This is a genomic window from Ercella succinigenes, from assembly GCF_900002895.1.
The window spans coordinates 1-12,294 of the sequence record NZ_CDHP01000028.1 but is presented as its reverse complement, the minus strand read 5'-3'; the positions used below and the strand labels follow the sequence as shown (position 1 = coordinate 12,294).

Annotated in this window: 14 protein-coding genes; all 14 read right to left on the bottom strand. The window is 32.9% G+C overall.

What is annotated here, in order from left to right:
• Positions 1-6: 6 nt before the first annotated feature.
• Entirely contained in the window at positions 7-360 is a 354-nt protein-coding gene (locus AC0KSB_RS07240; RefSeq protein WP_472307781.1) for a response regulator, read from the bottom strand.
• Between the two features lie 170 nt (positions 361-530).
• A complete protein-coding gene (locus tag AC0KSB_RS07235) occupies positions 531-986 on the bottom strand; it encodes a YaaR family protein (RefSeq protein ID WP_472307779.1) in 456 nt (151 codons plus the stop codon).
• Between the two features lie 30 nt (positions 987-1,016).
• On the bottom strand, positions 1,017-1,469 hold the full coding sequence (locus AC0KSB_RS07230) for a hypothetical protein (protein ID WP_472307777.1): 453 nt from the start codon (positions 1,467-1,469) through the stop codon (positions 1,017-1,019).
• Between the two features lie 23 nt (positions 1,470-1,492).
• Entirely contained in the window at positions 1,493-1,888 is a 396-nt protein-coding gene (fliS, locus tag AC0KSB_RS07225; protein ID WP_472307775.1) for a flagellar export chaperone FliS, read from the bottom strand.
• An 88-nt stretch (positions 1,889-1,976) separates the two neighbouring features.
• Positions 1,977-3,491, bottom strand: a complete 1,515-nt coding sequence (gene fliD, locus AC0KSB_RS07220; protein WP_472307773.1) for a flagellar filament capping protein FliD — start codon at positions 3,489-3,491, stop codon at positions 1,977-1,979.
• 214 nt (positions 3,492-3,705) lie between these two features.
• The gene (locus AC0KSB_RS07215; protein ID WP_472307771.1) at positions 3,706-5,025 is read right to left on the bottom strand and encodes an FkbM family methyltransferase; all 1,320 of its coding nucleotides are present in this window, start codon (positions 5,023-5,025) and stop codon (positions 3,706-3,708) included.
• Positions 5,026-5,053: 28 nt separating this feature from the next.
• Complete coding sequence (locus AC0KSB_RS07210; protein WP_472307769.1) at positions 5,054-5,437, bottom strand: DUF8042 domain-containing protein; 384 nt, start codon at positions 5,435-5,437, stop codon at positions 5,054-5,056.
• 14 nt (positions 5,438-5,451) lie between these two features.
• On the bottom strand, positions 5,452-6,582 hold the full coding sequence (locus AC0KSB_RS07205; protein ID WP_472307767.1) for a polysaccharide pyruvyl transferase family protein: 1,131 nt from the start codon (positions 6,580-6,582) through the stop codon (positions 5,452-5,454).
• Between the two features lie 71 nt (positions 6,583-6,653).
• A complete protein-coding gene (locus AC0KSB_RS07200; protein WP_472307765.1) occupies positions 6,654-8,315 on the bottom strand; it encodes a thiamine pyrophosphate-binding protein in 1,662 nt (553 codons plus the stop codon).
• A gap of 33 nt (positions 8,316-8,348) precedes the next feature.
• Positions 8,349-9,413 (bottom strand): NAD-dependent epimerase/dehydratase family protein, encoded by a 1,065-nt coding sequence (locus AC0KSB_RS07195; protein WP_472307763.1) that lies wholly within the window; start codon positions 9,411-9,413, stop codon positions 8,349-8,351.
• A gap of 18 nt (positions 9,414-9,431) precedes the next feature.
• Positions 9,432-10,373, bottom strand: a complete 942-nt coding sequence (locus AC0KSB_RS07190) for a glycosyltransferase family 2 protein (RefSeq protein WP_472307761.1) — start codon at positions 10,371-10,373, stop codon at positions 9,432-9,434.
• A gap of 13 nt (positions 10,374-10,386) precedes the next feature.
• Entirely contained in the window at positions 10,387-11,700 is a 1,314-nt protein-coding gene (locus tag AC0KSB_RS07185; protein ID WP_472307759.1) for a UDP-glucose dehydrogenase family protein, read from the bottom strand.
• Complete coding sequence (locus tag AC0KSB_RS07180; protein ID WP_472307757.1) at positions 11,690-12,025, bottom strand: hypothetical protein; 336 nt, start codon at positions 12,023-12,025, stop codon at positions 11,690-11,692. The genes AC0KSB_RS07185 and AC0KSB_RS07180 overlap by 11 nt, the downstream gene beginning before the upstream one ends.
• 3 nt (positions 12,026-12,028) lie before the next feature.
• Positions 12,029-12,294 (bottom strand): transposase (locus AC0KSB_RS07175; RefSeq protein WP_472307316.1); only part of this gene is annotated, 266 nt, incomplete at its 5' end.

The window sequence follows — 12,294 nt, the reverse complement described above, 5'->3', positions numbered from 1 at the left end:
ACCTGCTTACAATTTTGCCAGAGCGGCGATAACGGTTTCTTCCTTAAATGGTTTTACGATAAATCCTTTCGCACCAGACATAACAGCCTCTTTTACCATTCCCTGCTGTCCCATAGCGGTCATCATAACAATTTTTGCATCACTGTTAATCTGCATAATCGCTTTAAGTGCAGCAAGTCCATCCATTTCAGGCATAGCTATATCCAGAGTAACAATATCTGGTTTTAACTCATTATATTTGACAACAGCAACCTTGCCATTTTCTGCCTCACCAACAACAGAATATCCGTTTTTTTCCAACATATTCTTGATGGTAACCCGCATAAATGCGGCATCGTCTACTATTAAAACTGTTTTCATTTTTATGCCCCCATTAATTATAATCTGCATTGCCGGAAAGCCGGTCATATAGTGCTATCGTCGAAAACTCATAATAACTTTACTAAAAAAACAAAAAAGATATGCCTTAGCTGATTTTTTTTTATACAGCATCGGCATTATCTCATAAAAGCCGTTTTTTTTCTACAAATTTAAATGAACATATCAAGAATTAGCCCTCTTATTGTATCTATTCTTTCCAGTATATCTAGCTGGTTTTGCTGATCACTGACAAGCTGCCTCGCAATTTTATCTATTTCCTCATTTACAGTCTTCACCGTGGAAAAAACTTTATTTCTGCTTCTGGCATTAAAAGAAGACTCAGAATCGAAAGAAAAACCATGATCAACTGTTTCGTGGAAAAATTCGGTAATTAAATTCCGATATTTATATAATTCACTCAGATCCATCTTTTCAGCAAGTCTTGAGCCTTGGGAAAAAATGCGTTCTTGCAATTCTCCCATATATTCCTGCCATACATCCTGACTTTGTTCCTGTACCTGACGGGAGAAAACTTCATTATGCTGTGAGCCCTTACGATTGCGCTCGGCCGACGGTTGAATGACTGTATCACTGCTTATACTTGCTATTGCATCAATTCTAGGCATAGTTGTTCCCCTCCTCTCCTGGTCAGGAAATCAGCCCTTAGTATCAATGAAATGGCTTTCCTGAGTTAAACTATCTCTATCATACTGTTGAACATCACGCTGTTTCTTTACTTCTCGTAGAACCGCTTTATACTGTTCATTTCTTAACAAAGCTGCTTCCCTGTTCACAGAATCTTTCTGCTGTATGTCAGCAAGCAACTGTTGTCTCTTGGTCAAAAGAGTATCAAGAGGGGCTGACTGATTACTATTTTCAAGATTAATATCCATAGCTAATCTTATCTTTCGAACCTCTCTATTGAGATCGTCTATATTATCCATAAGATCCTGGCGCTTGGCAATTAATTCTTCAAAGCTTTCAATATCATCTTTTTCCAGAGCCTCACTCATAGCCTCAGTGAGACCCAGTATCATATCTAACCTGCGATTAATCTGATCAATCAGCTCGTGCAAAACTTTTAGCTGATTTTGCATATTGACAGTCATAACCGAGTCCCTCCTCTCAACTATTAAACACTTGCTTCATTACTTCCTGTTTTTTGCTGCTTTATAACTTGTTCCCAAGTATTCCTCAGATCGCTCATCATTGATTCTACATTGTCCAAATGTTCAGGCTTCTTTTCAATATTAGCGGCGACCAACTCACTCTGGAAATAGTCGTACAAAGAATATAGTGAACTGGAAATCTCATAATCGAAATCTAATGTGGCCATTAATTCCGTAATGATACTCTGAGCCTTTACCAAAGCCGTATGTCTTGCTTCGTTCATATCTTCTGAAATGGCAAGTCTTGCCATCCTAATTTGCTTAAGACATCCGTCATATAACATCAGAACCAATTCGCCTGGACCTGCAGTCAGAACACTTTGGTTTCGATACTGATTATAAGCCTGATTTGTATACATATAATTAGACACTCCTTAATTGTAAAAAGCAAATTAATCGTATGGTGAAAACTATTAAAGCATAATTAAATATTTATAAATCCAGTTATCACCATAGAGCCAGCTGTTGTGTCAGCCAGCTACTTTGTGAGTTTAATGTACCCAAGGCCGTTTCCATCGAAGTAAATCTTGCCCAATAGGTTTCCTCCTTGGCATACATGGCTTCTTGTAATTGAGCAATACGTGAAGCAACCTTACCTATATCCTCAGTTGCCTTAATAGAGTTATAACTTGAAGTGTATTCACTAATAGCAGCAGCTATTTTGGGCATAAAGCCCGTCTCAGCACGCTTAGTAGCAGGATTAGATGATGTTGATGTCTGGGTAAAAATAGCAGCTACTTCATCAGGATTATTGGATAGAGCTGTTCTAAGTTTGTTCTCGTCAATTACCAGCTTACCGCCTTCCATCCAACTGCCTGTTTTTATTCCAACGTCAAATAAACTTTTGCCAACGCCTTCTACCGACTCATAAATAGCACTGCGCATTGTAGAAAGCATATTATTTAACTGTCTATCATTTCTCATCAAGCCACTTTTAGCCAGATCTTCCCATTTTTCAATTTCCTTCTCAGTCATTGCCTCTTTCTGTTCATCAGTCAGAGGCTCATAATTATAATTTATTTTTTCACTAAGCTTCCCTGAAAGCTCGTCTATTACTTTATTATAGTCTTCAACGAAAGATTTTATTTTGTCGACAACACTGTCAATATCTTGGCTGATCTTAAACATTACCGGAGTGTCAGTTTCGGCTATGAGATTAAAAGTTATCCCATCTAGAGTAAAACGATTACTTGTTTGTTCAACATCATAGCCATTAATACTAAGAATTGCATTTTTGCCTGCCTGAATTGACTCTGCGGTAATACCAAATGCATTGACCTCTCCAGCACTATTACCAAAAGCATTTCCGCTTATATTTTCCAATGTCATTTCAGATCCGGCACCAATGGTTTTGGATTCGAGCTTAAAACCACCACTGATTGCACTGTAGGTCATGGTCACCCCAGCTTCACTGTTATTAATGGTAGTCATCATTTTGCCCAGCGAATCTGTATTCTTGAAAGTAAAAGTCTCATCATTAATCTTGAAAGAAATTTCATCATTTTCATCAAACTCTAAAGCAGTATCCAATGCCAGATCTTTCAATGCTGTATTTCTGTTAAGAGCTGACGCACTAACTCTACCGTCACTTTCAGCAGTAGCAGCCGAAGCAAGCTGACTTATACTGTTAATTGTGTACGATCCCACATTGGCATCACTATTTACCGTAATGCTGACAGCATTGGAATTTGTGATCATCTCCACCTTATTTGCCTTAAACGCACTTGGCGAATTAAGATTAGTCGGGGAAAGAACGCTGGCATAAGAATTTCTTAAATCAGTCAGTTTTTTATTAACATCAGTTCTGGCTTCTTTTGCCCATTCCATTTTAATTTTTTGTCGCATAACCTGATCAACACGAAGTTGTTCTATCTTCATCAGGCTTTGTACCATCGATGCTGTATCCAGACCGGAAGAAATACCACTTATTCTGAGCATAGAGCTCATATTGTTAACTGACATTTTGTTCACTCCTTGTTTTATATTCAATTTGATTATACTTCTTTTTTCATTATATCACTGTATCAAAATGATATCAGTTTATCACCTGATTATATTATCGTCGCTTCTGAAAATATCTTTAATTTGTTAAACAAAAATGTCCGGTTATGTTACAAACCAGACATTTTATTTACAATAATGAACTTAGTGATTATCCTGCAATAAATAATTAGTACTACCTATTGCATGATTTTTTTGTTGCCTGCTTCCATTCTGAATACAATGACATTATTTCTTCAAGCAATATATCAGCACTATCGTGTTTATTTTGTGCAAATAATATTTTTAATTGTAGTAATTTATCTTCAACATCTCGATATCTAACTGCAGCTTTATGCGCATCGTCTTCATCCACTAATTTAAAATTATTATTTGCAGCACTCAGCCCCGACATTATGCTTTTTGTAAAGCTCGATAAAACACTATAGTTGGTTTTTGGCATTGCTATTTGTTGCTTTATCATAGAAAAAGTTTTATCTATGCTTTTTATCAGCTTATCAATATCAGCCCATTTGATTTCAGTAAGATTACTATCCTTATTTGCCAAACGTTTAGGTGTACAGTACAGAACCAGTTCCCAAGGTTGATCCTTATCATGTTGTCTAATATTATAATAATAGTCAGAACTAATTTCTGATATCATTCGAGGAATTTTCCATATATCCTCAACTGTATGATAAAGACATAAAGCCATTTTGGGATTGTCATTTTTTATATGCTCTTTTGCTCCTTCAATCCCCTGTTTTTCATAGCCCTCAATGTCTAATTTAAGAAAAGTTATTTTTTCTTTGATATCATCATCTATTGTTGTAACTTTTATTTCTATGTCTCCCCAGTTATCGTGCACTCTATTAGCTGACTCCGGCATATAGCTAGTAAAAAATTTTGATTCAGTTTTGTCTGAAATACCGAAATTTCTATTAATTACACGTGATTGATTTGCAAGTCTTTCAACAACGTTATTGTAATTTTCCACTGAAGGTTCGTAAGTATAAATAGTTTTATAATCATGACCATACAATTTAATAAAATTTTCGCTATCTTTACCGTCGAAACATCCTCCGTCTACAAAAACTTCATCTTTTTCTGTAGGAAAAAGTACTAAGTCAAAATATTGAGTAGATCCAATATAACAATCTTTAATGTATTTTTTATCTACAAATATTCTGAACAACATATATGAAATTAATGTTTTTTTAGAAATATTATCCTGAAGCATATTGTAAAGCAAATCGTATTCTTTGATATTTGTTTTAAGATCATATATGGTATTTAAAACAAAAGCCGGACCAGTTAAATCATTGCAAAAAAGTCCTGCCCCTGTTTTATATGCATATTTTTTGATGTTTTCTGCAGATGCCTCTGGCAACTTTAATTTAATTTTATTATACTCATAAGAAAAAAGTATCAGTTCTTCTAAAGAGCAATCTTCGATAAATTTTTTTAATTTGTTGAAATCATATAAATCATTAATATTTACATTTTTCCCTTGCATAATTCTCCTTTGCGAATAAGAATATTTGTTAAGAAATAATCAAACTCCTAAGGTTAACCTCTAGTATAATCTTCCAGCTGTCAAACGAAATTTTAATTACATTTTTAATTTGCAAACCTAGATCATTTAAATTCTGCTCTCCATAATATTTTACTGCCATTTGCAAAGCCGAAACTAAATCATTTGTAATCTCTTTTACGTCTGATAAATCATTTCCCTTTTCTTCAAGATCATTAATTATAGGCAACAAAGCGCTATTTATGCTTCCGGCACCTTCAATTATGTCTTCAATCATACAAATCGCAGCTTCATGTTGAGATTCATCAATTTTCTCGCAAGCATGATCAAGTGCTTTTTCCATTGTCTCGAGAAGTGGTAAAATTTGTTGTATTACTTCAAAATGTGATTGCATATACTTTCTCCTCTTCAAATGCTTATATAATCAAAGATATTTATCCTTGATTTGGCAATATATTCAGGCAACATATTTGCTAGGTTATCTCTGATTTTATCATTGTTTTCTAATAACATTTTAGTGAATTCTAGCATACCACCATTGTTTTGAATTTTTTCTACAGGCATCACATATTTTTCTGTCAATAAGTCTCTGGCAATTCCTTTGGCCTTTGCAGAATAACCCAAGGCCAAAGCAGGCACCCCACTTGAATACGCTGCAATTGCCGCATGTGTTCTTGCAAAAATTCCCGCTTTGCATTTAGATATCAAATATTTATACTCTGAAGCACTATATTTATCTGATATTAGACAAACTCTCTTATCCTTATATTTATGCTTGATTTTTTCTAATACTGAATAGTCGTTATCCATTGGCATAACAACATGTGGTATAAGAGCTATACTAAATTTTGTATTATTTAGCAACCAATCTATTACTTTGTCTATTTCTTTCAATACACAGCCTTGAATCAATTCCCTACGAACCAATAATGGACTGATATTTATAGCAAAAGTTTGATCAATCAAAAAACCTTCAGGAATACTTACTTTGCTAGGTTTCAAATTAAAAGCAATATCTGAACACTGAACAACATTATTTAAACCTAAACTTTTTAATGCATTATAAGTTATAGACTCTCTCGCAGTTATTAGGTGATGTTCTTTTAAAACTTCAATCATTTCTTTGGTAATCAAATGAGAATCTATTGAACAACTCCATAAAATACTTATTGCTTTTTTCTTCAAAGCAGTTTTGTGAATCGTTTCCCATCTATGCCAATTGTTATAGCAATAATTATCGCCTCCAGAAGACAAACAAATCATATTTTCCTCAATTGAATTTAGTGTATCAGCATATATATCATTGTTGTAATAACCTGGCAAATTTGATTTTTTATCTAAAAAAACAAAATGTTCATTTCTGGCCAAAATAAGATCGGCTGCAACTTCAAATTCAATGTCCTGATTTTTAAAATGAGATGATAACAAAAATTCACTGTCTGGAAACTGTTCACGAAAAAAATCGATCGTACATTTCACAATCGCTTCAGCACCATGATTGTATGAGCCTCCGTGTCCATAAATCAAAATTTTTTTCATTTTTTCTTTCCTACATCCTATTATTCTATTGCACTGAACCCTTTAATCATAAAGGCTTTTATCTGAAAATGCTAAAAGACTATATTTGTAATCAACTCCAAGGCCTTACTTTCCTCTTCACTATCAGTAAAAACTTCAAAAATAATTGGTTTATCCGTCAACGCTTCACAAATAAACTGACTATACACTTCTTCAAAATCAGATTTGCTTTTCGCACACATATAAGTATATCCTAAATTTTCGCAATAATTTTTTACTAAATTTTCAGATTTATTACCGAAATGTCCCTTGGCTGCTATAAATGGATCTGTTATCTCATCGAAACGAGACGCTAAGTGATTATAGTTTTTAAACTCAGTGCCAATTCCATTATTAACTAGTAATATCCTAACATTACTAGTTATATGGCGGTTGCCTATAGAATTCATGTCATAAAAGAATGCTAAATCTCCTGTTATTACATAATAAATTTTATTTTCATCCGATAAAGATGCTCCAATCAAAGTAGAAATACAGCCATCTATGCCAAATCCACCAACATTAGAGATACTTTCAACTTTTTTATTCAACTCAAAAAAATTCCACGAACGTAAACTGTTTAGAATGGCAAAATGAATTGTTGCCTTATATTCAATTTTTGAATGTAATTTTTTTGCAATCCATAAATTTGAAAAAGGAATATCTGGAATAACACTGTTTAACAAAGAAATATATTCACACCATTCAAGATAGTATTGCTCTTTTTTATCATTTTTTCCTTTTGAGTAGTGTTCAAAAAAATTTTTTTCCGGCATTTCAAAAACATATTGTAATTTGCCAAAAGTATCTTTTATTTCACCATCAATATTTACTCTCCAAACAGCTGCACCAACAATACTATTCAATGAATAATCACCAGTTACCTCTCCTATGTGAATAATAAGATCCGGGCGCAAATTCAAATTTTTCTTTTTTCGTTGGGAGGAGCTTATAGAGTGTAAAACCCTATAATTTCCTTTATAACTGCTCGTATGATCACAGAGTACAACAGCATTGTTAAACATACAAAAATCATCAATAACTTGAGTCTCTTCTGCAGACATCCTCTTGTGTGAGCCTACTAGTACAGCAATTTTACCTTTAGGCATTTCAGGATATCTGTCAAACAAGGTTATTCTCTGAATCAAACGAACATCAGGTAAATTTTTTGTATCATATTCACAAGAATATCTGGTAGCCAAATTTATGTGAACGGGGCCTCCACCATTCCTTTTTAATTCAAAAAGTGTTCTATTTATATTAATTTCACAATTCCAAAAATCAATTGAATCTTTTATAAAAGGCAGATTTACGCTAATTTTTACTACATCCTTAGGCATTATACTGCGATCAATAACTTGAGGAACAAGATGTCCCACTTTTTCTATGTCTTGGGTAGAAGTTATAGCAATGACAGGTAATTTACGGTAAAAAGCCTCTGTTAAACCTGGCAAATAATTTCTCGAGGCTGTTGCACCGGTACAACTCAAAACAACTGGTTCTCCAGCCTCATAGGCTAAACCACAGGCCATATATGCTGCTGAGCGCTCATCTACACAAGAATATAATTCAAAATGAGGATCACTTTGAATACTTCTTACAAAAGTAACATTCGTAGCACCAGGCGACACAATAACTTTTTTGATATTGCTTTTTTTCAATAAAGCAATAAGCATCAAAATATTTTTTTCATTGGTATAATTATATTCTTTCATTTTCTTTTCCTTCTACATTTGCCTTTTAGCAAATTATCTGTCAGCAGATCTAAAATATCTATACTTTAAATATTCAAATTTATTTTTATATCCAGATATTTCTTTTAATTTCGTTTTTTCATTGGCATACGCATCTTTAATTGCTTCTTTTTTCCAATCAATTCTATAAAATTCTGGATTTAATAAAAAATTACTCAGACATTCCTTTAGTCCACATTTCCAATTTTTAAAAGTATCAACATCTATATACTGTTTCAATTTAGCATTATCAAAAGTTCTATCAAACATTCTGTCATATATAATTTGATATTTGTTACGATTCCATTTTAAATAATCTGGCGTATTCTGTAATAATACATTTGGTCTAAAACCCATACATTCTTCAAAGACATCAAGATATATATCAAGAATTTCTTGCCAGTTGCAAGTCATAACATTAGATATTTGAATGGTATTGCCTTGAATTTTGGTATTGCCAAACAATTTATATATACTTCTGGCCACATCCTGTCCATATGTCATTGTGGTCATTTTTTTCATCATATCTGAAGAAAAAACTATTGTTCTACGCTTTAATGCTCTGTATAACCATTCTTCCTTCTCTAGATTGCCTAATTGTAACCTTTTTTCACTATAAGTTATATATGGTCTGATAATAACCCAATTTTTATTTGGCGAAGAAAATAAAATATTCTCTTGCCGAGCCTTTGCCAGAGCATATTCATCTGAAGATAAAAATATACTATCATGACTTGAATTTAAAAGTCTGGAGGATTTTTCATTAATTGGCTTGAAGTTATCATAAACTCTGGCAGAACTCAAAAAAAAGTATTGTTTTGCAGAGTTAAGGATTAAATCAATACGTTCTGCAAATTCAATTGTCTTATAATTCATAAAATCAACAATAATGTCCCACTTTTTTTCAAGTAAAGAAGTTAAAAAAGATAAATTTTTTGCATCCCCTTTAACATACTGAATTGTATCGTTACCGGATCTATCTTTTCGCGAAGTAACAACAACATTATTGGAAGTTTCATTGAGTATTTTTACTAAATGAGAGCCTATAGCTCCTGTCCCGCCTAAAACAAGTATATTCATTTTATCGACCTTCTTTTATCACCTTATCTCAAAATAATCATTAATCCATTTAATTTCAAAATCTTTTATATATCGTGATGTGATCAAATCACTTTTTGAATTATAAATTACTTGTTCAATATATCTTTTTTCATTATGGCACTCATTCAAGTCATTTTTTACTATTTTATTGTACATAGATAGCATAAATGATAATTCGCAATAATAAACAAAATCACTGATTGAAGGCATTGTCTGTTCTAAATATATTGATCTTTGCCTGAATGCGTCAAAATATTCTCTCAATAGCGAAGGAGTAATGAGCTTATCATCCATTGTAAAGGCAGAATTATTACGATTATGTTTTCTAAAACAATATTGAGGTATGCCAAGTGCAGAAATAGAATTTGCATTTGCAAAATATTTATATCCTACTCTTATATCATCATATTTTGCATCATTTTCAAATCTGAATTGTTCAAACAAAGCTCTTCTTATTATTTTTGTAGGCATTGCGGTATTAAGTTTTTCTCGCTTTAATAATTCAATAACAGCGTCTTCTGGTGAAAAAAGAAAGTTTTCTTTGAAAACATAATAATCCTTTATATGACCGTTAACAAGCTGCTCTGATCCACAAAATGCAATATCTGAATTATTTTGTTCTACAAGAGAATTTAAAAAGAAAAGCATCTCTGGATAAGCAATATCATCGTCATCTATAAATGCAACATACTCTCCTGATGCCATGTCTAAACCTATATTTCTGCCATAACTAATGCCCATATTTTTTTCTAAATATCTTGCTTTTATTCGTGAATCTTGTTCAGAAAAGGTCTTAACTATTCTTATCGTATCATCTTTTGATCCATTATCAATAATGATGAATTCAAAATCTTTATAAGTTTGCTTAAGAACTGATCTTATTGCTTCTGCAACAAACTCTTCACGGTTATGACTGAGCATTATCACACTAATCTTCATATTTTCACCTAAATCAATCTATTGCATATCTTAAATCAATAACTCTAACATTTTCAGACACTATTTTTTTTACACCTAAATATTCTGGCCATGCAGTTGCAATAACAAGAACATCAACGATTTTGCATATATCTTCCAGAGAGTGTATGTATTGCACACCAGACAAATTATTATATGTTGCTCTAAAATTTTCAATGCTAATAGGATCATGAGCAAATACTTCAGTATAACCAGCATCAATTATTTTGTTTATCAATACTGCAGATTTACTACTTCTTACATCGTCCGAACCAGGTTTAAATGCTAGTCCAATTATACCTATTTTTTTGTTTTTCGATAATTCTGCAATAATCTTTTTTACATGATAGTCTATAATGTTCTCATTTACTTCTATTACACTGTTAAGTATTTGTGGGTTATAACCCTTATTTTTTGCAGTCATTGATAAAGCTTTTATATCCTTGGGAAGACAATAACCTCCAAAACCACATCCCGGGTAAACATAAGATTTCATTTGATTAGTTCTCCATCTGCCGTCCGTATGAATTATTTCAAAAGCTTTTTTTATTTCAACATCACCTATATGATCCGCAACAATTGACATTTCATTTGCATAACTTATCATAGTTGCCAGCAAAGTATTGGATAGATATTTAATAAATTCTGCAGTATTCAGGGAAACAAAATGAAGTTCTGTATTAAATACAGAATAAAGTGATCTTAATAAATTTTCTGATCTACTGTCACATACACCACAAACAATTCTATCAACATTATTTGCATCATACCAACAGTGTCCTTCACGTAAGAATTCTGGATTATTAGCTAGACCAAAATTATCTTTGCCAAGTATACCTTTTTCATGCATATACTCACTAATCTGAACTGCTGTGGATGAAGGTGGCACAGTTGATTTAATAACAACAACACGAAAATTATTGTCGAAATCTTGTGCACTTATTTCATCAATAACAGAAAAAATTGCACTTAAATCCGCATTGCCTTCATCATCACTCGGAGTACCTACACAAATAAAAATGGAGTCTGCCTTTACTAAGTCAGTTGTATCGTTTGGACAAAAGAAAGATCTACCCAAATTCCTTTCTAATGCTTCTTTTAACCCTGGTTCATGAAATGGAATTTGCAATGTACTTATCAAATTTCTTTTACTTTCATCAGCATCATATCCATATACTTTATGACCCCTATCAGCTAAAGACAGTGCCGTTGTTAAGCCCACAAAACCTAATCCAAAAACGAAAACATTATGTTCCATAGAAACTCCTTTATCATCGAATACGCCAACAATCTTTTTATTACCACTCATATTCCTCTCTATCGGCAGAATTTAAGTATTCAAGATATCTGGTTAATCCTTCTTCTAAACGCACAGCAGGATTATAATTTAATATTCTTCTTGCTTTACTGATATCAGGGCAACGTCTGTTAGGGTTATCAATCAAATACTCTTTGTCAGAATGAATTGCATAATTAATAGAGCCAGAGTAATTAAATTTGTTTTTACCAATAAACAGATATTTTTCTGCTAACTCTTTTATAGATAATTCGTCATGATCAGAACCAATATTAAAAACATTAAACTTACAGTCAAGTCCAAAAAGTTGGTGTAAATTGTCTTCCGGTATCTGCATGAATCAGGTGACAACATGCAGGTATGCTGCTCGTTCTGCTAACGCTTCTTTTCTTGCTGTTTCTCTCTCATCAAAGTAGCGATCCATTATGAAATACTTTTTGCCGGTCAACCATTTTTCATGGTGCTCCATCAGAACTGCTCCCATCAGTCGGATAAGACTGTCATCATTGGGGAATATCCGTATAACGCGTTCCCTACGACGTAGCTCTTCGTTGAGTCGTTCTATGCTGTTACTGGTTCTCAGTCGTTTGCGATAGGCTTCCGGCA

Coding starts and splice junctions, on each gene's coding strand:
- AC0KSB_RS07185 (WP_472307759.1), bottom strand. CDS start 11,700: ATGAGTGGTAATAAAAAGATTGTTGGCGTATTCGATGATAAAGGAGTT.
- AC0KSB_RS07200 (WP_472307765.1), bottom strand. CDS start 8,315: ATGAAAGAATATAATTATACCAATGAAAAAAATATTTTGATGCTTATT.
- AC0KSB_RS07180 (WP_472307757.1), bottom strand. CDS start 12,025: ATGCAGATACCGGAAGACAATTTACACCAACTTTTTGGACTTGACTGT.
- AC0KSB_RS07235 (WP_472307779.1), bottom strand. CDS start 986: ATGCCTAGAATTGATGCAATAGCAAGTATAAGCAGTGATACAGTCATT.
- AC0KSB_RS07190 (WP_472307761.1), bottom strand. CDS start 10,373: ATGAAGATTAGTGTGATAATGCTCAGTCATAACCGTGAAGAGTTTGTT.
- fliD (WP_472307773.1), bottom strand. CDS start 3,491: ATGTCAGTTAACAATATGAGCTCTATGCTCAGAATAAGTGGTATTTCT.
- AC0KSB_RS07230 (WP_472307777.1), bottom strand. CDS start 1,469: ATGACTGTCAATATGCAAAATCAGCTAAAAGTTTTGCACGAGCTGATT.
- AC0KSB_RS07210 (WP_472307769.1), bottom strand. CDS start 5,437: ATGCAATCACATTTTGAAGTAATACAACAAATTTTACCACTTCTCGAG.
- AC0KSB_RS07240 (WP_472307781.1), bottom strand. CDS start 360: ATGAAAACAGTTTTAATAGTAGACGATGCCGCATTTATGCGGGTTACC.
- fliS (WP_472307775.1), bottom strand. CDS start 1,888: ATGTATACAAATCAGGCTTATAATCAGTATCGAAACCAAAGTGTTCTG.
- AC0KSB_RS07215 (WP_472307771.1), bottom strand. CDS start 5,025: ATGCAAGGGAAAAATGTAAATATTAATGATTTATATGATTTCAACAAA.
- AC0KSB_RS07205 (WP_472307767.1), bottom strand. CDS start 6,582: ATGAAAAAAATTTTGATTTATGGACACGGAGGCTCATACAATCATGGT.
- AC0KSB_RS07195 (WP_472307763.1), bottom strand. CDS start 9,413: ATGAATATACTTGTTTTAGGCGGGACAGGAGCTATAGGCTCTCATTTA.